Genomic DNA, 24,116 nt, shown 5'->3' on the forward strand with positions numbered 1-24,116 from the left:
ACCCAATTACCCGATTCCTCAATCACACGATTTCCAGCTCTTCCTCGAGTAGTTGCTTGTTATAGAGTTCGGTGTAGTACCCATTGCGCGCCAGCAGCTCGTCGTGCGTGCCGTATTCGACGATGCGGCCGCCGTGCAGCACCGCGATGCGGTCCGCATTGCGCACCGTGGAAACGCGGTGCGAGATGAAGATCGTCGTTCGCCCGCGCATGATCTCCCGCAGTTGGTTCAGGATCTTTTCCTCGGTGTAGGTGTCCACGCTCGACAGCGCGTCATCGAGCACCAGGATCCTGGGATCGCGGACCAGCGCCCGCGCGATCGCCGCGCGTTGCTTCTGCCCGCCGGACAGCGTGATACCACGCTCCCCCACCATGGTGTCGTACTTCTCCGGGAAGCCCTCGATATCCGCCGCGATGTTGGCTGCCTCCGCGGCCGCCCGCACTTGTTCTTCGCTGGCTTCTTCCGTGCCGAACGCGATGTTCTCCCGCACCGTGGCGCTGAACAGGAAAGTCTCCTGCGGCACGAACCCGATCTTGCGCCGCAGCGTTTCCAGCGGGATCTCGCGGATGCGCCGCCCGTCGATCAGGACCGAACCCTGCGCCGCGTCATAGATGCGCGGGATCAGGCTCACCAGGGTGCTCTTGCCCGACCCCGTCGGTCCCACCACCGCCAGGCTGCTGCCCTCCGGGATCGTCAGGTTGATGTCGCGCAGCACCGGCGTCCCGTTGTACGAGAAATTCAGGTTTCGGAACTCGATTTGCCCGTGGATCTCTTGCAGGGCGAACGCCCCCGGTCCCCCAGACTCGTCCACGATCTCCGGCTGCTCCGTCAGGATCTCGTTGATGCGCCCCAACGACGCCGTGCCCCGCTGGAAAATGTTGATCACCCAGCCCAGCGCGATGATCGGCCAGGTCAGTTGCATCATGTAGGTCAGATAGGCGGCGAACCCGCCGACCGTCATTCGCCCCATCACCGTCTGCCGTCCGCCCAGCCAGAACACCAGGATGAACGCCAGACCCAGCATGGTTTCCAGCGTGGGCCAAAGCATGCCCATCAAGCGGATCAGCGGCAGGCTGCGGTTCACGTACTCGCGGTTGGCCGCCTCGAACGCGCTGATCTCGGAGTTCTCCTGCACGTACGCGCGCACCACCCTCACGCCGGAGAAATTCTCCTGCGCGCGCGCCGAGATGTCGGAGAACATGGCCTGGATCCGCTCGAACTTTTCGTGGATCTGTCGTCCGAAGTACTGCACCACGACCGATACCACCGGCAGCGGCGCGAACGCCCACAGCGTCAGCTTCGGGCTGAGGGCCCACATGAAGAACAGCGCCCCCGCCGTGAACACAATGGTGTTCGCCGAGTACATGATGGCGGGGCCCAGCAGCATGCGTACCGCGTTCAGGTCGTTGGTGGCGCGCGCCATGATGTCGCCCGTGCGCGTCCGCTGGTAGTAGGAATACGAGAGCGATTCCAGGTGCTTGAACAGGTCGTTGCGCAGGTCGTACTCGATCTCCCGCGAGATCCCGATCACCACCCACCGCGTCAGGAACTGGAAGATGCCCTTGGCCAGCGCCACCCCGACCAGCAGCAGGGAATAGGTGAGCAGCTTCTCCCGGGTCACCTCGGTGTTCAGGCTGTCCACTGCCCGCTTGATCACCTGCGGGAACAGGATCCAGATGCCGTTGTTCAGCAGCACGCAGAGCGTGCCCGCCACATATCCCCAGCGGTATCTCCACAGGTACGGCTTCAGCGGTCCCATCGATTTCAGCATTTTGTCGGATTTCCCGGACCTTCCTCGATCTGCTTAGATGACCGGATCAGGGAGGCAGTTACAAAAGAGAATCTTCTTCCGATCCCGGCGATCTCCAGCTCCCGGCGATCCCCCGATCGTTTAGGTGGGCACCTTCAGCAGCAGGTACCCGCCCGCCATGGCAAAGATCACATCCGGTGACCACGCAGCCAGCGCCGGGGGTAGCTGATTGACGTTCCCCAGCGCCTCAAACAGGCTTGCGCCGACCCAGTACACGATGGCGATGCCGATCCCCATGGCCACACCGGTGAGTGCCCCGCGCCTGCCCAGCCCCAGCGCGAAGGGAAGTGCCAGCAGCGCCATGACGAACGTGATGATGGGGAACGCGAACTTCTTGTGCAACTGCACCCGCAGGCGTACCGTCTCGAACCCGCTCTGCTGCAGGTCCTGGATGTAGCGGTTCAGCTCGTCGTAGTTCATCTCCGACGACTGCTTCACTTCTTTCTTGAAGTAGGTCGGCGGCTCGTCCATCTCGTCGAAGGTCCGGGCGTCGAACCTGCGGAACTCCTCGATCGCCGGCCCATGGAAGCTGCGCGTCCAGCCCTGCTCGAAGATCCACTTGTCGATGTTCGCTCCCCAGTGCGCCTCGCGCGCGTACACCCGCTTGGTCAGCTCGAACGTCCGGGGATCGAACTCGAACGCCGAGATGCCCCCGAACTGGTTGGCGTTCGCGTCGAACAGCTCGTAGTAATAGATGGTCGAGTGCTGCCCGAAGATCCACTTGCGGTCCGGACGCAGGTAGGTCTGCGCCGGCCTGCCTTTGATCTGGTTCCACAGCGCGTCCTGACGCTTGTTGGCGTGGGGCAGGTAGAACTGGTCGAAGAAGAACAGCCCCACCGGCAGCACCGCCGCGAACACCAGCACCGGCAGCGCCGCCCGGTAGATGCTGATACCCGTCGCCTTCATCGCCGTGATCTCGTTCGATTTCTGCATCAGCCCGAAGGTGACCAGCACTGCGATGAGCACGCTCATCGGCATCATCAAGTACACCATGGACGGCAACACGTTCAGCAAATACTCGCCCACGGTCACCAGCGGCACGCGGTTCCGGATGATGTCCCCCAGCAGCTCGAAGAACGAGAACACGATCGTCAGCACCAGGAACATCGCTAGCACCATCGCCACGAACGTCAGGAAGTCGCGCAGGATGTAGTCGTCGAGGATCTGCGGGAAGTGCGCGCTGAACACCCGCCGCCGCGAAGCAGCGCGCTCGAACGCCCCGGCCGCGGTATCGGTCCGGCGCTGCATCCTTTGCAGCAGGCGCGCCCACAGGCCCCGCAGGGAACCGATCTCGATGGGCATCCGGTCTACCCGCCACAGCAGGAAGATCCCGCCCACCGCGAATGCGAGGTTGGCCAGCCACGCGCCCAGCGTCGGCGGCAGCTTGCCCTGCCGCGCCAGCGCCACGCCGCCCAGCGACGCGAAGTAATACAGGAACACCAGCAGGATGGTCAGCACGAATCCCGCGCTCTTGCCGCCCTTCTTTGCCGACAGTCCCAACGGGATCCCCACCATGGCCAGCACCAGGCACGCCGTCGGCAGCGCCAGCCGCCGTTGCAGTTCGATGGTCAAGAACCGCCGCGCTTCCGGGAACATGCTGCGGGAATGGTGAAAAAGCTCCGCCGAGGTCAATTCCGGGATCGGCCTCAGCCCGTATTGCAGCTTCTGGCCCGACTCTGGCTCCGGCAGCGTGATCGGGATGTTGGTGTCGCTGAAGGTCGTGATCGAGTACTGCTGGGGATTGCGCGGCACGCTCTCATGTTGCGATCCGTTCTTCAGGCGCAGGCGCAATCGGTTGGGCGATTCGCTCACCACTACGCCCTCTTCCGCCAGAGTGATCTTCGGGGCCGATGGGGTCGAGATGTCCGCCAGGAAGATGCCCTTCCAGATGGCGGCTCCCGACGCCGCCTGAACGTCCTGCACGTACAGCACGTAGTTCTCGAAATTCTCGTAGAAGACCCGCGGCTGGACCTCGAACGAGGCCTGCGAGCCTTTCAGCCGGTTCTGCAGGTCGGCCAGCTTGCGCGCCGACCACGGCGCCACCCACACCTGGTTCACCAGCGCGATCATCCACGCCGCGATAGCGAACAGCGCGATCACCCGCACGAACAGGCTCACTCCGATGCCGCTCGCCCGCATCGCCGTGACCTCGCTGTCGGCCGCCAGCCGGCTCAGCCCGATCAGGATCCCCACCAGCACGCCCATCGGGATGGTGACCGTCAGCGCCGTCGGCAGCGTGAAGGCGAAGATCTCCGCCACGCTGGGCACGGGCGCGCTGTTGCGCACCACCAGCTCCATCAGCCGGCCCACGTCGCGCATGAAGATGACGAACGTGAACACACCCGCGCCGATCAGTGCATGCCACAGCACCTCGCGCAGGATGTACTTGGTCAGGATCCGCACGTTCGCTCAAGTATACCCGCTGCTCCGCGGGTGCCCCACCCTAGCCCGGTTTTGGCTAGGGTGGGTAGAAAGTACGAAGGGCCCGCTCTTCAGCAGGCCCTTCTGAGTACCGAGTACTGAGTACTACTGATGTGTGCTCGGCTGCGGTCCCGTCGTATCCACGATCGGCGGCACCGGCTCGCTGACTTCCTTCGGCAGCGGGCTTTCCAGCGCCACCCGCAGCACCTCGTCCATGTTGTCCACGAAGTGCAGCTTCATGGCGCTGCGCAGGTTCTCCGGCACCTCGGCCACGTCCTTCTCGTTGTCGCGCGGCAGGATCACCTCGAACACCCCCGCGCGATGCGCCGCCAGCAGTTTTTCCTTGAGTCCGCCGATGGGCAGCACCTTGCCCCGCAGCGTGATCTCTCCCGTCATGGCCACGTCGCGCCGCACCGGGATGCCGCTGAGCGCGCTGGCGATCGCCGTGCCCATGGTGATGCCGGCCGACGGCCCGTCCTTGGGGATCGCTCCCTCGGGCACATGGATGTGGATGTCCACGTTGCGGTAGAACTCCCGGGGCACGCCCAGCCGCGCCGCCCGTGACCGGATGTAGCTCATCGCCGCCTGCGCGGACTCCTGCATCACGTCGCCCAGTTTGCCGGTGAGCAGCAGCTTGCCCTTGCCGTCCACGATCGTGACCTCGGTGCTCAGGATCGACCCGCCCACCTCGGTCCACGCCAGCCCTGTGACCAGCCCGACCTCGTTCTTTTCGTGCACCAGCGTGTCGCGGAACTTGGTTACGCCCAGGAACTCGCCGATATTCTCCCCGCTGATCGCGATGTTATAGCTCGCGCCTTCCTTCACCACCTTGCGGGCCACCTTGCGGGAGACGTTGCCGATCTCGCGTTCCAGGTTGCGCACGCCCGCTTCCCGCGTGTACCCCCGGATGATCCCCGTGATCGCGTCCTCGTTGAAGCTGATGTTCTTCTCCGTCAGACCCGCCTGCAACCGCTGCTTCTTCACCAGGAACTGCTTCGCGATCTCGATCTTCTCCTGCTCCGTGTAGCCGTGCAGGCGCAGGACCTCCATGCGGTCCTGCAGCGCCGGCGGGACGGTATGGATCACGTTCGCCGTCGCGATGAAGAACACCTGGCTCAGGTCGTATTCCACGTCCAGGTAGTGGTCCACGAACATGAAATTCTGCTCCGGATCGAGCACTTCCAGCAGCGCCGCCGACGGGTCGCCGCGGAAGTCCATGCTCATCTTGTCCACCTCATCCAGCATGAATACCGGGTTCTTGGTGCCGGCCTTCTTCATCATCTGGATGATCTGCCCCGGCAGCGCCCCGATGTAGGTGCGCCGGTGCCCGCGGATCTCCGCCTCGTCGCGCACCCCGCCCAGCGACATGCGCACGAACTTGCGCCCGGTCGCCTTGGCGATCGACATCCCCAGCGACGTCTTGCCCACGCCCGGAGGCCCCACGAAGCACAGGATCGACCCCTTCGGGTTCTTCACCAGTTGCCGCACCGCCAGGAACTCGAGGATGCGCTCCTTGATCTTTTCCAGCCCATAATGATCTTCGTTCAGCACCTTCTCGGCGCGCTCGATGGAGCGGATCTCTTTCGACTTCTTCTTCCACGGCACGGCCAGCAGCCAATCCAGGTAGTTGCGCGAAACCGTGCTCTCGGCCGACATCGGCGGCATGGCTTCCAGCTTCTTCAGCTCCTGCATCGCCTTGTCGTGGACGTCCTTGGGCATTCCCGCGGCGTCCACCTTCTTCTTGAGCTCGTCCCATTCACTCTTCTCGCCGCGTCCCAGTTCCTTCTGGATGGCCTTGATCTTCTCGTTCAGGTAGTACTCTTTTTGCGCCCGTTCCATCTGCCGCTTCACCCGCGACTGGATGGTGCGGTCCATGTTCAGCTTCTCGATCTCGATGTCCAGCACGTCGGCGATGCGGTTCAGCCGCTCGATGGGATCGAAGATCTCCAGCAGCTCCTGCTTCTCCTCGATGGAGAGCTGGAGATTGGCCGCGATGGTATCGGTGAGCTTGGCCGCGTCTTCCATCTTGACCGCGGCGATCATGGTCTCGTAGTTGAGCGACTGGCAGAGCTTGACGTACTGCTCGAACAGGGAAGTGACGCGCTGCATCGCGGTCTCGACCGCCGGCGTCATCTGCAGCTCGTACTTTGCCGTGCGCACCGTCGCCTGCATGTACCCGTCGACCTCGGTCACCTGCAGGATCTTGCCGCGCTCGATGCCCTCGACCAGCACCTTGATGTTGCCGTCGGGCAGCTTCAGCGACTGCACGATGTTGACGACTGTGCCCACCTGGAAGATCTCGTTGGGCTTGGGCTCGTCCACCGTGGCGTCGTGCTGCGTCGCCAGGAAGATCTTCTTGTCGGCGGCCAGCGCCTCTTCCAGCGCCCGCACGCTCGACTCCCGGCCCACCACGAACGGCGTCATCATGAATGGAAAGATGATGACGTCCCGGATGGGCATCATCGGCAGCTTCCGTTGGTCGAATTTTTCCCGTGTGCTCACTGGGCTCCCTTTTTAAGACCCCTCAACCCTGATTCTAAAACACTGCTCCCCGCCGTGCCTCTTGCCCTTCATTACCACAGTCACAGGCCGATTAGGTACTTGATTCTTGCCTCTGGAAACCGGCTGGTCATCCCCACTACAGCGAGATTACACGACCCTCGCCCTCGCTCGCAACCGCACGTCGTCGTCTCCGCCTGCATCAGGGTTTGGCCTTAAACTCGGTCCCATGTATGCGGAATAGAAAAAATCTCGGGGCGGCCTCGCGGCCGCCCCGCACCTTGGTTCTCCCAAGCGGAATTAGAAGCTGTACTTCAACGAAACAGTTCCCACATTGGCGTGGAAATCGCGAAGAGTGGTTACCCTTAGCAGTACTAAGCTATCGGGATGGTCTTTCGAGTTGTAGTCGTAGTAATCCCACAGGCCCTTGAACTGGACTCCCTTGGCGACATCAATGGCAACGCCTAAATGAGCCTTGTGCCAGTTGATGGCTTGAGGACCGAGAGGCTGATCCGGGAACGGACCGGGGAAGACGCAGCCCGCGGCTACGGCCGCTCCTGGACATGGGGTGATCGGGTTGCCTGCAAGCGGGGGTGAGTTGCCGTAAATGTCCCCCACCACGAGGAGCGGCATGCCAGTATCGATCCGCAGCCAATCGGTCTTCCCGTTGTCGCCAGTGAATTCATAGCCTGCGCTCAGAGTGAGGCGTTTGACCGGTTGGTAGGAAATGTTTGTGTAGGCGGAATTCGTGGTCTCCTGATAAGCCAGAACAAGCGCCCGAGCGGTGTTGCCGTTAGCACAGACACTCGGAGGGGTAAGGCCGGGAAACGCGTTGGCTGGTACCGGCATGCAGGTCGCCGCCTTGATGTCCTGGTCCAGGTAAGTCCATCCAAAGTCGAAGGTGAGCTTCGAGTTGGGGTTCATCGTGGTCCCGAGTGTGTAGTAGCGCCAATGGTCCTTGTGTCCATAGACCGGCACGACCCCGGTCGGGAACAGGGGGTTGTTTGTGCCTGCCACGGTATCAGATTGGGCAAAGGCGTTGCGGCTCTCGACGAAATGCAGGCCCCCATTGATGCTGACCCGGCGATTCACCTTGAAGGTGCTGTAAACCCGCGCCCGTTGCTGGTGACGCGGATTGAGGAGGACGAAGGAGTTGTCGGCATCCTGTAATTCCACATCGCCATTGATCCGCCATGCGTCCACGGGCCGGACAACGACGCCCATCAGGGCTGTGTGCTGGTTGATTCTTTCGCCGTCCACGGTGCCGCTATTGGTCACAACCGAGGAAATCGGCGGAACCGCACCGCTTCCATCGTTTGCAAACGTGGTGGTCACCTGGCTGAGGATGCCGCCGACAGCAGCATTGCCATCCCTCAACTCCCGCCCTGCGTAGCGGTATCCGATGTAACCGCTGAAATGACGGCTCGGCTGCCAGTTCACCTTAAAGGTGTTGAAGTACGAACGCTCCCCTACGAGGCTGCTGTAGGCGGTTACTTGTTCGTAGTTTCCAGAAGCCGCGTTGCCTGCGGTCGTCAGGCCTGTGAGGGTGAGAATGTCGCTGACGCAAGGGTTCCGGAGTGGTGTCAGCGTCACAGCGCCGGCTGGAAATCCGGCAGGCGCCCCCAGGGCGCCAGCGGGGAGAACGCAGTTGAACGCCGTGTTCGTGAAAGCACCTGGTTCACGCCAGTTCAGCCAGCGGAACTTGTCCGAAATGCTCCAGTTCTTGCCGAAGTGGTAGGTCACGCCGAGGTCGACGTTGGCCGAGACACGATCCGTGCTGGGAATACCGCTGTTCAGGGTAGCGGTACTGCCATGCATGAACTCGTTGAAGTTCAGGTAGTCGGAAGTCGCGGAACTGTACGTGCCGCTGGCGGTGATATCCAGATTGCGGAAATAGTTCGACTGCAGCGAAAACTGTCCGCTCGGAATGTCGGTGCGGACATTACCGCGCCTAAAGTAGGGGCCGCCTGGGCCGGTATTCAGGAGAACGCCGGTGCATCCCGCGTTGATTATGAAAACATTATTCGGCTGGATGGTCTGTCCGTTAAAGCACGAGGGCAGGGTACCACCGAGGGGCGGTAACAGAACGCCAATATCGACCTGCGGTCCACCCGTGTTGCCCAACGCGTATAACACGTTGCCATCCAGGAAGCCGATATCGTTCTTGTCGTGCTCGAAGAATGCGTCGAGGCTGATGGTGGTGCGTGGAAGCATCTTCAGGTCCACGCCGAACTGGTAACGGTCGGACCGCCATTGGGAGTCCTCCGTCAAGATGGTGCGGATGGGGGCCTCCAGGCTGGTGTCGACGGTTCCGTACGTGGCATTGCGGGCATAGCCCAGGCGGAAGCTGATGGCCGACTCGGGCAGCAGCGTCAGGGTGAAATCCCCCATGTTGCGCGCCGTGGTCTGCAGGTGTGGGCTATCCGTGTACCACGGCAGTGCCGACGGGGTGATTGCGTTCGTGCAACCCACGCCGCACGTGGCGATGCCCGGATTCAGGTTCATCGGATTCGCGAACAGGTTGTAATCAAAGTAATTCTTATCGCGCCGGTAAAGGGCGACGAAGTTGTACCACTTGTTCTTCTGCATCCGCAGGCGGGCCACGCTTTCCGGATCGCCGCCGAATCCGAAGCTGCTCACGTACAGGTTGTCGAAGAGCAGGCCCTGGTGGCTGATCGATTGCATGGACAGATCCGCACCCAGGATCCGCGGGCCGCTGTACAAGTTCACGAATGTGCCGTACGTCTGCTGATTGCCTTCGGCGTCCGCGATGTGGCCGCCGAGTTCGATGGACTGATGCACGGTGTAGTCGCCCCAAACACGTCCCTTGTCATCTTCCCCTTGGCTCTGCGCCAGGGTGAACAGCGGCGACGCCAGCATCAGGATGGCGACAAAGATTGCATGCTTCCTTTTCATACGTCGGCTCCCATCCAACGGCTCTTCTCCGCGAAGGAGAGGCCGCGGCGGATTTTGATTTCGATTTGCCATGGTTCTTCTCCTTCCTTATTTGAAGAAAATATTGCTCACGTTTGAGCCGTGAATACTCATGTGGCAAACGATGCAAACTTGCCGGTACTGGTTCTGCGCGCCATGCACGCCCGTCGGGATTTGCTCATGGCACTGCAGGCAAAGGGTGTTGATGCGTGCGGTGAGCAACATGCGCGGATAGACCGAGGAGTGCGGGGTGTGGCAGGCCATGCATCCCTCGACCCTCACGGGTTCGTGCTCGAAGACGAACGGTCCGCGTTTGTCCGCGTGGCACTTCGTGCAGATGAGGTCCTGATTGGGCGCCGACCGGACCATGCGATCTCTCACCGCGCCGTGCGCATTGTGGCAATCGGTGCACTTGATCAAGCCCTCGTTCACGCGATGGCGGAACGTCTTCTGGAAGTCGGCCTTCTGTTCCGCGTGGCACGAGTAACACAGCCCTGGCTGCTTGTTCACCAGCAGGTACTCCGCCTTGGTGTGGTGGATGGAGTGGCAGCTCGTGCAACTGACGCCGTTCTCATTGTGCGTTGACCGCATGAACTCCCGCTGTTCCACCTTGGCTTCGTGGCAGGTCAGGCAGCGCTTGGTGATGTCTTGGCTCTTGGCCCCTGCGAAGGTGAAGATCTTGGTCTTATCGCCCCCACCTTCCACGTGCGCTAGCCCAGGACCATGGCACGATTCGCAACCGTGCGCACCGTGTGTCATCTTGGTTTCTTTGGTGGTCATCCAGTGCGGCGACGCCTCGAAGCCCTTGTACAGTTCGTCGTGGCACCCCTGGCAGGTAGCCACGCCAACATACTGGCCCGAATCCGTTGCCTGAGACGATGGCGTTGCGGCTTTAGCCTTGTCCTCGGCAGCGCCTGGATTGGCGCCCATGAGGAACGTACCGGAAAGTGCGCGGGCCGAATGCGCTGACACCGCACTCGCGCTCACCGCCAAAGCCGCAACAACTGCGAGAAGGGCTGCTGTTCGGAATCTCATGGCCGGCTTCGCCTGCCTCCCTCGATCCTTGGAATGTTTGACCTTCCCTGGGATGAATGCGGGAAATAGATCGCTACCCTTGTGCCCCACCTGCCGCGAACAAGTCTGTGATGTTCGTCACATAATGCTGTTCCCGGAATCACTTTCTGTACGTCGACAGCGGTGTCCATTGCACGTCCCTCTCGCCTGTTCGAGAATTTGTGAAGACGATCTTCATCTGAAACGCCCGCGCCGGTCCGCTCCCGTGATCTTCACGAACTCCCTGCGCGTCGGCCCATTGTGTCTCTTCGGCATGAGCGCTTCCTCCCTTTCTCCAAGGGGCCGGATTGCACCAGTAACGCCAGGGCCGCCCGCCGGCAAGCGTGTCGGCCTTCGAATTCATCGTCCTTTAACCATCGCCATTCGGATTCTCACTAAACTTCGCCGCATGGCGGATCAGAAGCTGCAGATTCAAACCTCGGCCGGGTCGCGCGAGGGATGCATCGTCGTCCATCTCAGCGGGCCGCTTACCATCGCCACGCTCTTTGAGTTCCAGACTCTGCTTCGCTCCGAGCGATCGCCCGTCCTGGTTCTGGATCTCGCGGGGGTGCCGTACCTCGATTCGGCGGGCCTGGGTTGCCTGCTGGGGGCGCACGTGTCGCGTCAGAAGGACGGCAGGAAGCTGATGCTGGCCGGGGTCAGCGACCGGGTGAAAACCGTCTTCCTGCTGACGCACGTGGATCCATTGTTCCAATTCTTCGACAGCGTTTCCCAGGCGGAAGCGGCGCTGGCGACAGACTCCTGCGAAAAACCCGTCAAGCCGCATGTCGGCTTCCGCATCAAACCCGGCGCCGGATGGGGAGGCTGATCGGCGCTTGGTCGCCTTCTCCATCATCGCGATCGAGATATTCCGCTTCTCCGCCATCTGGCCGCTGAAGCTCGAGCATGGGCGTATTCTTGCGCTTCGGTATTCGTGAGGTTCCTCAATGCAGCGTCGATGACGCCGACGAGTTCCGTCGAAGACTCGGTGTCTCGGCCTTCGGCGACCGCACGTATTGCCGCAAAGGGCGTGAACCACGTGGGGGCCCTGTAGTCCTCCTCCGGAACGCGGCGCCGGAGCACCTCGAGCAGGTAGGCCTCTACCAACAGGATCTCGTCGCCGGAATCTTGTTTCCAGTACCGGAAGGTCTGGAAGCATCGGGGCTCGATCTCTCCTATCGCGCCGGCTTCCTCCCAGGCTTCGCGGGCCGCCGCCTCACACTTGGAAAGCGATTCATCCGCGTGGCCCTTGGGAAAGATCCATCTGCCGCTGGAGGTACGGACGAGCAAAAACTCTATTTCCGGCCCGCGGCGGCGGTAGCAGACGGCCGCTACTTGAACTCGGAGCGGGATCACCGGCACGGTGTTTCGCAGTCGCATGGTCTTTTGTGCGTCCACTGTCATACCTCCCAATACTTCTGGTCGCGCAGAAAGTGCTTTTCGTTCCACGTGTTGAGCGCAGTCCAAAGGAACAGCGAGACCATCTTGAGGTGCCCCATTTTGCGGAACCGCCGGTTGGTGGTGTAGGCGCCGCCATGGATGATCGCGAATCGTCCCGGGGACACCTTCTTGCTCAGCAGGTAATCCTCCGCGAACAGCGCCTGCTCATGGAACCCGCCCAGCTCCCAGAACCGCTTCCGGTCAAAGAGCATGAACATCCCGGTCGCGTACGGGCTTGCGAACTGTGAGAGCCACTGCGAGATGTTATTGCCCAGATAGAGCGCTTGGTCGAGCGCCGTGCCCGACTCACACCAGATATTGGTCGTGAGGCAGTGCAGTTGACGCTCGCGCATCATCTCCACGGCGCGGGCGATCAGCGTCGCGTCGTGAAACTCCATGTCCGCATCGATAAAAAGGACGTACTCGCCGTCAGCCAGACGGGCGCCAGCGTTCCTGCCCACAGACGGCAGTCCGCCGGGAATGACCTCGAGTTCCAACCGGCCACGAAAAGTCATTGCCAGTTGCGGCGTGTCGTCGCTAGACCCCGCGTCAGCAACGAACACCTTCGTCTTCCGGTTCTGCAAATAGGTCTGTTTCGTCAGCGAGGTCAGCAGCTTTGGCAGCAACGTCGCTTCGTTCTTGGCAGGGATCACGATCGTCAATTCCGGCATATTGGTGGATTCGCACTCCTTCCTCTCCCACGGTGATGAACGTCGGCGGCACGCCAACCCACGATCCAGAGTTGTAGTACCGGACTCCGTCGCGCTCCGCTTCCATCGCGATGTGAGTGTGCCCGCAGAAGATGCGGTCGATGCCCCGGCGCCGTGCATGTTCCAGTGCTCCCTTCGACACCTTTGCCGACAGCCGCAGCCAGCGGGTGTTCAACCCGTCGAGCAAGCGGCTGAAACGCTTCTTCTCCGAATCCAGCTTCTGCAGCTGCAAGTGCACGAGCGTGCCGAAACGGCTGAGACGCACTCTGTTGATGGCGAATTGGTCGAACTGGTGCCCGTGGATCGCCAAGTGCCGCAGACCGGCGAAAGTCCACGTATATTCCTGATACACGCGCACCCCCACCAGATGCGACATGAGCGTCGCCAGCCCTTGGTCATGGTTGCCTTCCACCCACACCACCTCGATCCCGCGCTTCGGGTTCGAGAGCTTGCGGATCTGCGACAGGAATCTCCAGTGGTCCTTTTTCAGCCTCGAGAAGTTCAGGTCGGCGAAGATGTCGCCGAGAAGGATCAGCCGCTGGAACGAGGAGTGTTTGATCAGGCGGAGCGCCTCGCGCGCGCGGCTTAGGTCCGAACCCAGATGCACGTCGCTGATGATCAACGTGTCTGCCGATACGGCCTGCATGCACCAGATTATGTGCAATTGCGATTGCAGCCGCGTGAACGCACGATGAATATCCCGTGACGATTCACCTTGGGAATCAGCCTCTTCACAGGTGACCAGCTAGGCTCGGATCGACAGCTCCTCTTCACGCTGCGCGTCTGCTCGCTGCTAGACTCCGATTCGACCATGAAGACTGCTCTCGTCGTTTTCAATCCGCTAGCGGGCATGCGGTGGAGGTGTCGCGACAGCGAGCTTCACGCCCTGCTCTCCTCGTTGACAAGGGCCGGCGTCAACACCATCACCACGACCACGCGAGGCCCCGGCCATCTGCCGGACGCGCTGTTCGATGGCCTGGCTGATTTCGACACTGTCCTCGCCTGCGGAGGGGATGGCACGGTCAACGAGGTGCTCCAGGCACTGATGGCAAACGGCCGCGAAGCATCGCTCGGGATCGTTCCCTTCGGATCGGGAAATCTTCTAGCCAGAGATTTGGGCGTCCGCCGCAGCGTTGAGCTTCTGGTTGAGGGCCTAATTCACTCCGCACCGCAATCGTGCTCGGTCGGATGCATCGAGCGAACGGCTGATGGTTACCGTCGCTATTGGCTCGCCGCCGTCGGCGTTGGCGCAGATGCCCGTGTGATCTGCGAATTAAGTCCATCGGCCAAGGCTCGTTTCGGGATCGCTGCCTACTACGCGGAATCGGCGCGCCAGCTCATTTTTTCGCGGGAACCGTTCCCGCTGTTCTGCGCCCAGTTTGAAGACCTCTCCTCGGGTGAGACCCGCACGGAAATCGTCGCCCAGGTTGTCGCGGAACGGATCGGATACTTCGGACATTTCCTTGAACCGAAGGGACCGGCTCTTCTTCCAGCCGACCAACTTCGGGTTGTGCTCTTTAAGACCGCGCGTCGCACCGCGTTCCTGAACTACGGCCTCCAGCTTGTCGCATCTCAAGTGTTTGGGAATTCTTCGCAGGCGCGATTGAGTGACATCGAGGTCGTTCGTACTCGCGAACTCCGCTGCCATCCCGCCGAGGCCGCCAGCATTGCCACGCAGCGCGTGCATGGAAGCAGCAAGAGCCTGGCCGAGGTCGATGGTGAATTGTTCGGCGAACTCCCCGTGCGCGTATTTCTGGTGCCGCGCCAGGTTACGATTCTCCGCCCGTCTCTCCGTAGGCCGGTCTCATAACACAAGCGAACTTGTCTCTTCTATCTCGCTACCTGCGGACGTGGTTCCGCCAAGCCGCTTAAGTGCCGGCGTCGGACATCACTCTTGGCGACGATGACCGATTTGGCTGAGGCTTTCCTCGATAGCGCGCGTGGCACGACCATCGGGGTCCGGTTCTGGGTCCGGAGCCTTCGCGGGTAAGCGGGCGAGAGCCGTCCTTGCGATCGCATGAGTCAAAGGCCTTTCCGAGTCTCTAACGCTTTTACCAAGCGCGAAACTATCGTCAACTGGAATTTCGCGGCTGTAAACCACGCGCCAGCAAGCAATTGCCAGCCGTCCACAAGGAGGTGACGAAGATTGGTGCAGAAGGTTCTGGTTCACTCGCGCAGCGCGTGCGCGATGCCTGTTTAGCAGCTCAAGACTGTGTGGAAAATATCGGAAAGCCGCTGCCAGCGTGGAATCAGCCAAGAACGGAATCGCCTGCTGGGATGTTCTTGGGCCAAAGTGAAATTCATCATCTGTTCATCATCTCGTAACAATTGGGCCCTACGTTGAATTCAGGAGAAGCCGATGTCCCCCTTAGCCATCGGACTGTTGGCGATTGCTGTACTCCTGTGGGTATGTGTACAGCTCTGGAGGACTCCTGATCCCCACCATCAGCAACTGGTCTCGCTTCTACCCCTGCTCGATGTGGAACACAGCGTCGGGACTCCTCGGCCCGATCCGCAGTTCGACGCTCAGCGGATTACGCAATCTGAGGCCGTGACCAACAAGGCTGACTAGCGTAGCCCAGCATGGCCTGCCCTGTTTTTGCCGACACTTAGCGGAGCGAAGGGGAGCCCTGAGCATCGTCGAAGGGGCAGCCGAAGGGAAAGTGCTGGGCATGCGTCCCCCACAATCCTCCGAAGCCCGTAGGGACGACTCAGGTAGCCCCGGGCGGAACCTGTCCCGAGCAAAGCCGAGGTAGCCCTGACTCGCTTCGCGACCCTGGATTCGGGACGCGGTCCCGAACCCCGGGCGCGGGATGGGGAGGGTGATCGGCGCTTAGCCGCTGCGGGAAAGGGCACGACTTAAGTTCGGACGGTGCTCCACTGGGATTCGACTGCGAAGCGGATTTATGAGCGCCTAGCATTGTCCTTCCTCATGGGCGGAAATGGTGACGTGAATAGCTGGTTCAACACGTGCAGCGCCCTGACAGTGCCATCGGCTGTGAGACTGGTGGAGCAGCGCTTCCGTGCTGCTTTTCAAGAGCCCTCACCAGTGTCATCTCCGAGCGAAGCAGCGTTGTTTGCTTGCGAATAATCGCGCGAAGTCGAGAAACTCTGACTTTCCGTTGGTTGATCACTTTTGACCAGTGTTCACACGCCCGAAGCTTGATACTGACCGTGGGGAGCGCTCTCCCAACGGGAGACGAGACAAGAGTTGTAAAGGGTATTTCTACAGCCAGTGTTTTGATCTCGCCAAAACTCGGCAGTTTATCAGCCCACTGGGGTCTTCGCTCCGCCGTTTCCAATTCGCTCAACCGGTATCTTCCCGGCAGGCATGACGAGCCTGGCTGGGCTGTCGTGGTGTCTGCGGCATGAGGGGGATGGTTGAGAGGGCCCGGGCCTGGAAGTCTACACGAGGTAAGCCATGCAGGAAGAAACGGAACCCAAGCGCTCGGACGATGCGCTACGAGCTTCTGAGCTTAGATACCGTCGCCTCTTCGAAACCGCCAAAGATGGGATCCTGATTCTCGACGCGCAGACAGGACAGATAAGGGACGTTAACCCATTCCTGGTTAATTTGTTGGGCTACACGTATAACGAGTTTATTGGGTTGCCACTCTGGGAGATCGGGCCCTTCAAAGACATCAAGGAATGCAAGCTGGCTTTTCTGGAGTTGCAAGACAAGGAATATATCCGCTATGAATCTCTCCCGCTTGAAACCAAGGACGGCCGGTCCATTGCCGTGGAGTTTGTTAGCAACGTCTATGGATTGAGCGGTGGGACGAGGGTCATTCAATGCAACATTCGTGACATCACGAAGCGCAAGCAAGCCGAGGATGCGCTGCACCGAAGCGGGGAGGAAACCCGGCGCTTTTTTGAGGCGAATCCCGCGGGCAGCTACGTCGCAAGCCCCGATGGAAGGTTGCTGACCTGCAATTCGGCCTTCGCGCGAATGCTCGGTTTCGCCTCGGTCGAAGAGGCAATGCAAGTTGATCTGGTCTCACTCTATCCCGACCGCGCGTCGCGAAACGTATTCCTGGGGCGCCTCAAGAAGAAGGGGCGGCTCGAATACAACGAAGCTGAACTCCTCCGCAAGGACGGCAGCCTGGTCCACGCCGTGGAGAATGCCGCCGGAACGTTCGACGAGCGGGGTGAGCTGGCCGAGATCCATGGCTGCCTCATGGACGCGAGCGAGCGGCAGACAGAGCAGCAGTTGCGCCAGGCTCATAAACGACCGCTCTTTCGTCTTAAGACTTTTCTCTCGAAAGCCGGCGCAGGCAGGACGATTGTATATGTACCCGGAAAACAGATCCTCTTTGAACAAGGCAAACGGGGTGATGCTGTCTTCTATGTCTTGACCGGCATGGTGAAGCTCTCGGTAGTCTCTCAGGGTAAAGAAATCACGATTGGCTTTCTCGGCCCGGGGGACTTCGCAGGCAAGGAATGCCTGGCGACAGTTCGGCTCCGGCGCACGGCGTCAGCCAGGGCGTTCACAGATTGCACGATACTCAGGATTGAACGAAAAGAGATGTTGCGCGTGATTCAACAGGAAAAGACCTTTGCGGCATTTTTTCTCGATTACTTGCTTGCCCGCATCAGTCGCTACCAGGAAGTCGCAATGGATCAGCTTTTGCACTCCAGCGAAAAACGGCTGGCCCGAGCTCTTCTCTTACTTGCTGCCTTTGGCAACGGTGGCAAACCGGAGGCTGTCGTTCCGAAGATCCATCAGGAAGAGCTGGCGGAAATGGTCGGCACAACCCGATCCCGAATCAGTTTTTTTATGAATCGCTTCCGAAAACGGGGTTTCGTTGCCTACAAGGGGCAAAGCTCTGTCACCATCCGTACCGCCAGGTTGTCGCGGTTCGTAATGGCTTGATTCATCACGAATATGCGTCCCCCCAAAATCTTCCGAGTCCCGGAGGGACGAAGCAGCTAGCCCTGGGCGGAACTTGTCCCGAGCAGAGCCGAGGGAGCCCTGACGAGGGACGAGAGTCCCAAATCCCGGAGGGACGACAGAGGTAGATCAGGGCGGAACTTGTCCCGAGCAGAGCCGAGGGAGCCCTGACGAGGGACGAAGTCCCGAAGCCCGGAGGGACGACAGAGGTAGATCAGGGCTCGGTAGATCAGGGCTCGGTAGGTCAGGGTTTTAACCCTGACTTCGCGACGCAAGTCCCGAACGAGGGGTAGGCTACGAAAGAAAACCAGAGCCCCTTCAGGGGCGAAAGAGGTACCCCGGCCCCTCACCGCCGGACTCGAGCTCTCACATCGTTCCCATTGCCTACTCTCCATCCAAGTAGCACAATTCCGACCCATCAAGGTGCGCTTCTACGTCGCCATCACCGACTTCGACTGGTTCACCTGCCTCTCCGCGCAGAAGCCCGACGAGGTGAATTTCTGGCAGCCCTCGGGCAGCAGCCAGTTCCGCGCCCTGGAGACCGGCGAGCCGCTTCTCTTCAAGCTTCACAGCCCAAGGAATTACATAGTCGGCGGCGGGTTCCTTAGTCGCTTCACCCTTGCGCCCCTGTCCTTCGCCTGGGAAGCCTTCGGAACGAAAAACGGCACCCAATCGCTCGACGAGATGCGCGACCGTGTATGGAAATACCGCAACTCATCCCCTACAGGAACGACGGAAGAGGTGATCGGCTGCATCCTGCTCCAGCAGCCGTTCTTCTTTGATGAACCCGAGTGGATTCCCGTCTCCGACTGGGCGCAGAGCATTGTGCGGGGGAAGGGCTACGACACCGCCGAAGTCCGCGGCAATGAGATCTGGACCGAGGTTCAGAACCGTCTCGCCAACCCGGTACCCGTGCCGGACGAATCGGTCGCCATGGCCGAGGAGAGATTCGGCAAGGCGCAGATCGTGCTGCCACGCCTGGGCCAGGGCGGATTCCGCGTCATCGTAGCGGACATCTACAACCGGTCCTGCGCGCTCTCTTCGTCTCACATCCTGCACATCCTCGACGCCGCGCATATACGGCCCTACGCTCAGGGCGGCACCCACTCTCCCACCAACGGCCTGCTTCTTCGCCAGGACATCCACACCCTCTTCGACCGGGGCTACATCACGGTCACGCCGGAGTACCGGGTCGAGGTGAGCAAGCGCATCAGGCAGGAATTCAACAACGGGGCTGATTACTACGCCATGCACGGGCGGCCGATCCATCTGCCCGGCATCGAGCAGCTCCGACCATCAGCGGACGCTCTGAGGTGGCACAACGACGTCGTCTTCCGCCCGTAACCACACCCGGGGCTAGATTCCTACGCGCCTGCGGCGCTAGCCTGCTTAAGTGGGCGAAGACTACGTGTCGAAAACGTCTCAATTACCATTACGGCAAATAGCCATGTCCTGCTGCATCAGGTCTTGGACTTGAACCTTGTGCAATGTGTGCGGAAAAGAAGTGGTTTCCGCACCGCTGTCTTGAAGATGCGAAATTCGGTGCTCAGTGCGATGCTTTGTCGACGTCGAGTACAAAGACGGTTTGATCGTCGGTGAGTACGACCAAACGCTTGCTGTCAGAGGTGAATTCGGCGAAGATGACGCGTGCTCCGAAGGTAAGCTCATCTCGCTGGCGCAGGCCAACGACATCGTAGAGCGCAAGACGCCCCGGCTCGCGCTCTACGACGACGCTCCCCCCGTCTGGCGAAAGAACCGCATCGCCCCCGAATAGCCCGCCTAGTCGCTTACCTTTGAAGGAGTACAGCAGGACGCGGTTCTGCGTGTCGAGCATGACGACGGTTGAGCCGGCCGCGGCGGAATGGCGGACAGAGAATGAACCAAGCCCGGTTTCGACGGGAAATTTGGCCAGGGGCTTGCCGGAGCGAAGGTCCACAACCTCGACCAGGTAGCTGCCTTCGCTCTCCTTGACGGCCTTCACCAGTTCCTTTGCCTCAGGATCGTCTTTCAGCTCCTCCTTAGCGCCGCGGGTTCCCAGATTCCAGGAGAACACCACCGCTGTGTCCCTGCCTGCGTCGCCGTTGATATAGGGAAAACTCTTTGGCCGGCGCGACCACAAAACCGCATCGGTCCGGGAATCTCTTGCCTCAAGGGTGATGTTATCGAAGGGTTTCTCGTCGTCTTCCGGCGTCCAGGTGAGCACGACTGAGCCGAATTGATGCACATGAACGCGCTTCTGCATCTGGCGTATGGGGATGATGGAGCGGGTGGCGAGGTCGGCGCGGGCGAGACTGTCCCCGGGCTTTTCGGCTTCCAGCCTGCGCACCTCTTTCTCGCTCTGCCCTTTGAGGGGCTGCAAAGCGAATTGATCGGGGGGAGCAAAGTCAAGAAAGATCGAGCCACCGTCGAAGTAGGCACCGTGAAAGCCGCGAATGTAGAAGAGTCGCTCACCACTGTTCAGATCCCACACGGAGCCGCGGGAGCGCTCGCTGAGCGCGATTGCATTCAGGTTGGGGGCCACCGCCGCCGTGGCCAGACGCGCAAGCGGGCTGAGCGGCAGGGCCAGGGTCGCGGTGGGCTTCTGTCCCGCCTGGGTATATAGGCCGATCTCGCCGTTGGTGCGCTCGTTGACGAATGTGGTGTCATAGATATCAAGCGCATCGGTGCGGCTGGCCATGAAGATCTTCTTGGCCTCCAGGTCCATCAGGCCGACAGGTGCCTTTTGCATGGGGCGGACAATCGCGTAAAGACCTTTGCTGACCGGGTAGAGCGCACGACCCCCGATTGGGATGTCCGAGGAAATGATCTCACCCGAGGGGAAGCGAACGAGCGAGGCGTGTTCGAGGTTCTGGCTGTCGGCGCCGACGATGCGATCGGGCCCGACAAAAGCGAAGCTGACCGAAGTAATCCTGCGCAGAGGGCCCGGCACGGCGATTTCAGCGAAAGACTTCATGTCCAGCAAAAGATGCACTTCGGAACGGCCGGCCAGGAAGTAGCGCCCATCGGGGGAAAACGCCATGGCCGCAACCGGCCGTCGGCCACCCTTCAGCAGTATGTAGTTCAAGAACGTGTTGTAACCGAACTTCACGGGCCCGATATAGTTCTTCTTCGTGAAGACGGCGGCGCCGGTCTTGACGTCGAGTAACAGGAAGTCTAGAGGGAAATAGGTATCACGGTTTGGACGGATGCAGGCGAGGTAGTGACCGTCGGGCGAAAGCGCGGTTTGCACGCAACCGTTGAACACGTACAATTCGTCGACGTCGTCGAGACGTTGTTCGGTGATGTTCCACCGCTCGACGCGCAGTCCGGACGTGTAGAAGACGACATAGCGGGAATCGGGGCTGAACTGAGCGCCGTGAGCGTCCAGGGCGTCAATGCGAAACAGGAAGACGAGCGGGTCGCGGGTGAGCACGAAGATGCTGGTATTGTCCTGGGCGAGAAGGTACTTGCCGTCGGGACTGAATCGAAAGACCCGGATGTCCTCGCGAAGCACAGGATCGAGCGCGCGCTTCAGCACTACCTTGTGCAGTGATTCCTTCTTGCCGAAGCCCTTGTAGTTGCGAACGGCGGCCTGCCAGCGCTCGAAGTCAGCCGAGGAGGCATGGCCAGTGGCATTGATGCAGGATGCCGGGATAGCGCCCAAGTTCTTGACGAACTCGCGAAGGCGCTTGGATTCGGGGCGGGTGGAGCCGAAAAAATCTGAGAGCCAACTCCCCTTGCGTCCGTGGGACTCGGTGAAGCGATCCCAAAAGTCCACGACGGCCTGCGGCGAGTAGCCGGCGCGGGAGACGGCGTAAACAGCGACCTGGTCGGCGCCCAACTGCTCGCGCTCCCCGCGATTCGACTGGGCAAATATGCCCTCCTTGGTGCGGTACGCATCGAGCACCTGGTTGTACTTGTCTTCGATATCGGAGCGGTCGCCAAGCTTGGTGACGCCCAGCATGTCGTGGAAGATGCGGCTCCAGTCGAGGGCGGAGTGATGGGCAAGTTGATGGCCCATTTCATGGGCGACGACGCCAGCAAGTTCGTCTTCGGAGCGGACCGCCGTGATCAGCTTGCGGGTGACGTAGACGCGACCTCCAGCGACGGCGAAGGCGTTGGCGTCAGGACTGTCCACTAGATAGAAGCGGAACCGCAGCCGGGTGGGGGGCATCTGGAGCAGGAGGCGGTCGCCGATGTGCTGCAAGCGGCCGGCGACGGCATCGTCTTCAATGACGTGCAGGGAGTAGGAAATCTTTGCGGCGAGAACCTCGCCGAAATCAATCTCCTGCTCTTCACTGAACAGGTTCAACTCGTGGGAGGGTGACAGCGCAGGAGCTTGGGGGCATTGCTGAGCGAACCCAAACCCGACCAAGAGCGAACCGACGAAAACCAAGAGCCACCGGCGGGGCATCGCGGTTTTCCTAACGGACATGATTCCACGTTCTTTGGCGACTCAGTCTATGATTGCTTCCTTCGAAAATCAATAACAACGTGGGGGATGAACACGTCGGCATGAAGGGACGTCAATCAAATGAACCAATCTAAGAATCCGGCATAGCCGCTTTTTTTCTCGTGTATCTTGGCTCACTAGTCGAGCAGGGGAGACTCTAGGAAGCGGGATTCCCGGCAACCAGAGACGTAGCGTGTCCGAAACCATGTGGTTTCCCCACACCCATTTCGTCCCTCCTTGTCAATCAAACGCAATGACTTTGCGGGCTAGGACTCAACAGGTTCTCGGCAAATAGCGGGGCTGTAGGCCGGTCATTCGCGCGGCATACTTGTTCTCACAATCGGAAAACTGCGCACCCCACCACTTGCAGCTTGGGTCCTGCGCGGCAGGCACCGGGATTGCAATTGACACAAGAAGGCCGTGCCACCCGGCACGGCCTCTCTGCTCTATGCGCTCTGTACTATGCGCTATGCGCTATCCCGCCTTTTCCATCATCGCGATCGAGACGTCCCGCTTCTCTACCATCATCGCTCGCTTCACTCGCGACCCAGGGCTTAAGCTCTGGGCTACCTCTGATCGCTCGCTTCTCTCGCGCCCCAGGGTCAAAACCCTGGGCTACCTCCTAGCCAGCTTTTTCCATCATCGCGATGGAGACGTCCCGCTTCTCCACCATCTCTTTCGTGACCTCGAACTCTTTCACCTTCTTCTGGCTGGGCAGGTGATACATCAGGTCGAGCATCAGTTCTTCCAGGATCATGCGCAGTCCGCGCGCCCCCACCTTGCGGTTCATGGCTTCGCGCGAGATGGCACGCAGCGCCTCCTGCGAGAACTTCAGCTTCACGTTCTCGAAGTCGAACAGACGCTGGTACTGCTTGATGATCGCGTTCTTCGGACGCGTCAGGATCTCGATCAGCGCGCTGTCGTCCAGATCGTCGAGGATGCCGACCACCGGCAGCCGTCCCACGAACTCCGGGATCAGCCCGAACTTGATCAGGTCCTGCGGCTGGATCTGCTGTAGCAGTTCGGTGTCGCGCTTGTTCGGCCCCGCCGGTTGCTGCGCCGCCGGCTGCTGTTCCTCCTGCTCCGGACTGAGGAAGCCCATGGCCTTCTTGCCCACCCGCCGCCCCACGATCTTTTCCAGCCCCACGAACGCTCCGCCGCAGATGAAGAGGATGTTGGTGGTGTCCACCGGCGTGAATTCCTGGTGCGGATGCTTGCGCCCGCCCTGCGGCGGCACGTTGGCCACCGTCCCTTCCAGGATCTTCAGCAGCGCCTGCTGCACGCCCTCGCCCGAAACGTCGCGCGTGATCGACGGGTTCTCGTCCTTGCGCCCGATCTTGTCCACCTCGTCGATATAGATGATGCCGGTCTGCGCCCGCCCCACGTCTCCGTCCGCCGCCTGCAGCAGCTTCAGGATGATGTTCTCCACGTCCTCGCCGACGTAGCCCGCCTCGGTCAGCGTGGTCGCATCCACGATGGCGAACGGGACGTCGAGCATGCGCGCCAGCGTCTGCGCCAGCAGCGTCTTGCCCGTCCCCGTCGGCCCGATCAGCATGATGTTCGACTTCGACAGCTCCACCTCCCCGGCCCGCTGCCGGTTCATGTGGATGCGCTTGTAGTGGTTGTAGACCGCGACCGCCAGCTTCTTCTTGGTCTGCTCCTGCCCGATCACGTATTCGTCGAGGAAGGTCTTGACCTCTTGTGGCTTGGGCAGATGGTTGGGCGCCGCCGCCGCGTGCGATTCCGTCCGGTCGTCCTCCAGGATCGAGTTGCACACCGCCACGCACTCGTCGCAGATGTACGCCCGCGGATAGTCGCTGGGCGACGAGATCAGCTTGGCCACCGCGTCCTGGCTCTTGTGGCAAAACGAGCAGCGTAACGTTTCGTCCGTTCCCGACCGCGTTTTCACCTGGATACTCCTTTACC

General features: G+C 60.8%; 13 protein-coding genes and 1 pseudogene. 4 read left to right on the forward strand and 10 right to left on the reverse strand.

All coding sequences use genetic code 11. The features are described 5' to 3' along the window. Positions 1 to 22: 22 nt before the first annotated feature. From LAN37_04055 to LAN37_04075, 5 genes are all read right to left on the reverse strand, one after another. Positions 23 to 1,771, reverse strand: coding sequence for an ABC transporter ATP-binding protein/permease (locus LAN37_04055; GenBank protein MBZ5646380.1), 1,749 nt, complete (start codon positions 1,769 to 1,771; stop codon positions 23 to 25). 120 nt (positions 1,772 to 1,891) lie between these two features. Next, complete coding sequence (gene lptG, locus LAN37_04060) at positions 1,892 to 4,213, reverse strand: LPS export ABC transporter permease LptG (protein MBZ5646381.1); 2,322 nt, start codon at positions 4,211 to 4,213, stop codon at positions 1,892 to 1,894. A 123-nt stretch (positions 4,214 to 4,336) separates the two neighbouring features. After that, complete coding sequence (lon, locus tag LAN37_04065) at positions 4,337 to 6,733, reverse strand: endopeptidase La (protein ID MBZ5646382.1); 2,397 nt, start codon at positions 6,731 to 6,733, stop codon at positions 4,337 to 4,339. Between the two features lie 297 nt (positions 6,734 to 7,030). Then, entirely contained in the window at positions 7,031 to 9,646 is a 2,616-nt protein-coding gene (locus tag LAN37_04070; protein MBZ5646383.1) for a hypothetical protein, read from the reverse strand. An 87-nt stretch (positions 9,647 to 9,733) separates the two neighbouring features. Next, positions 9,734 to 10,507 carry a DmsE family decaheme c-type cytochrome gene (locus tag LAN37_04075; protein ID MBZ5646384.1) on the reverse strand — a complete coding sequence of 258 codons (774 nt, stop codon included), beginning with the start codon at positions 10,505 to 10,507 and terminating at the stop codon, positions 9,734 to 9,736. 619 nt (positions 10,508 to 11,126) lie between these two features. Between LAN37_04075 and LAN37_04080 the strand changes: the two genes are divergently transcribed. Next, positions 11,127 to 11,546 (forward strand): STAS domain-containing protein, encoded by a 420-nt coding sequence (locus LAN37_04080; GenBank protein ID MBZ5646385.1) that lies wholly within the window; start codon positions 11,127 to 11,129, stop codon positions 11,544 to 11,546. Between the two features lie 23 nt (positions 11,547 to 11,569). On the opposite strand, the gene LAN37_04085 is transcribed toward LAN37_04080, so the two are convergent. The 3 genes and pseudogenes from LAN37_04085 to LAN37_04095 form a co-directional block, all read right to left on the reverse strand. After that, positions 11,570 to 12,121, reverse strand: a complete 552-nt coding sequence (locus tag LAN37_04085) for an NUDIX domain-containing protein (protein MBZ5646386.1) — start codon at positions 12,119 to 12,121, stop codon at positions 11,570 to 11,572. Beyond that, positions 12,118 to 12,828: a glycosyltransferase gene (locus LAN37_04090; GenBank protein MBZ5646387.1), complete on the reverse strand. Its 711-nt coding sequence runs from the start codon at positions 12,826 to 12,828 to the stop codon at positions 12,118 to 12,120. The genes LAN37_04085 and LAN37_04090 overlap by 4 nt, the downstream gene beginning before the upstream one ends. Next, a pseudogene (locus LAN37_04095) lies at positions 12,827 to 13,513 on the reverse strand (UDP-2,3-diacylglucosamine diphosphatase). The gene LAN37_04090 and the pseudogene LAN37_04095 overlap by 2 nt, the downstream one beginning before the upstream one ends. Positions 13,514 to 13,678: 165 nt before the next feature. Between LAN37_04095 and LAN37_04100 the strand changes: the two are divergent. The 3 genes from LAN37_04100 to LAN37_04110 all read left to right on the forward strand — a co-directional run bounded on the left by LAN37_04100 (position 13,679) and on the right by LAN37_04110 (position 19,102). Next, complete coding sequence (locus tag LAN37_04100) at positions 13,679 to 14,677, forward strand: hypothetical protein (protein ID MBZ5646388.1); 999 nt, start codon at positions 13,679 to 13,681, stop codon at positions 14,675 to 14,677. A gap of 1,611 nt (positions 14,678 to 16,288) precedes the next feature. Beyond that, entirely contained in the window at positions 16,289 to 17,740 is a 1,452-nt protein-coding gene (locus tag LAN37_04105) for a PAS domain S-box protein (protein ID MBZ5646389.1), read from the forward strand. A 441-nt stretch (positions 17,741 to 18,181) separates the two neighbouring features. Further along, a complete protein-coding gene (locus LAN37_04110) occupies positions 18,182 to 19,102 on the forward strand; it encodes an HNH endonuclease (protein MBZ5646390.1) in 921 nt (306 codons plus the stop codon). 202 nt (positions 19,103 to 19,304) lie between these two features. Here LAN37_04110 and LAN37_04115 read toward each other — a convergent pair whose 3' ends face one another. Continuing rightward, positions 19,305 to 22,151 carry a M48 family metalloprotease gene (locus LAN37_04115; protein ID MBZ5646391.1) on the reverse strand — a complete coding sequence of 949 codons (2,847 nt, stop codon included), beginning with the start codon at positions 22,149 to 22,151 and terminating at the stop codon, positions 19,305 to 19,307. A 661-nt stretch (positions 22,152 to 22,812) separates the two neighbouring features. Continuing rightward, positions 22,813 to 24,099 (reverse strand): ATP-dependent Clp protease ATP-binding subunit ClpX, encoded by a 1,287-nt coding sequence (gene clpX, locus LAN37_04120; GenBank protein MBZ5646392.1) that lies wholly within the window; start codon positions 24,097 to 24,099, stop codon positions 22,813 to 22,815. Positions 24,100 to 24,116: the final 17 nt, after the last annotated feature.

The sequence above is a fragment of the Terriglobia bacterium genome (assembly GCA_020073495.1).
In the GTDB taxonomy this organism is placed as follows: domain Bacteria; phylum Acidobacteriota; class Terriglobia; order Terriglobales; family Acidobacteriaceae; genus JAIQFD01.

Excerpts from the sequence above, each read along its gene's own strand:
- LAN37_04070 (MBZ5646383.1), bottom strand. The coding sequence starts at position 9,646 with ATGAAAAGGAAGCATGCAATCTTTGTCGCCATCCTGATGCTGGCGTCG.
- LAN37_04105 (MBZ5646389.1), top strand. The coding sequence starts at position 16,289 with ATGCAGGAAGAAACGGAACCCAAGCGCTCGGACGATGCGCTACGAGCT.
- LAN37_04115 (MBZ5646391.1), bottom strand. The coding sequence starts at position 22,151 with ATGCCCCGCCGGTGGCTCTTGGTTTTCGTCGGTTCGCTCTTGGTCGGG.
- LAN37_04085 (MBZ5646386.1), bottom strand. The coding sequence starts at position 12,121 with ATGACAGTGGACGCACAAAAGACCATGCGACTGCGAAACACCGTGCCG.
- LAN37_04080 (MBZ5646385.1), top strand. The coding sequence starts at position 11,127 with ATGGCGGATCAGAAGCTGCAGATTCAAACCTCGGCCGGGTCGCGCGAG.
- LAN37_04090 (MBZ5646387.1), bottom strand. The coding sequence starts at position 12,828 with ATGCCGGAATTGACGATCGTGATCCCTGCCAAGAACGAAGCGACGTTG.
- LAN37_04055 (MBZ5646380.1), bottom strand. The coding sequence starts at position 1,771 with ATGCTGAAATCGATGGGACCGCTGAAGCCGTACCTGTGGAGATACCGC.
- LAN37_04100 (MBZ5646388.1), top strand. The coding sequence starts at position 13,679 with ATGAAGACTGCTCTCGTCGTTTTCAATCCGCTAGCGGGCATGCGGTGG.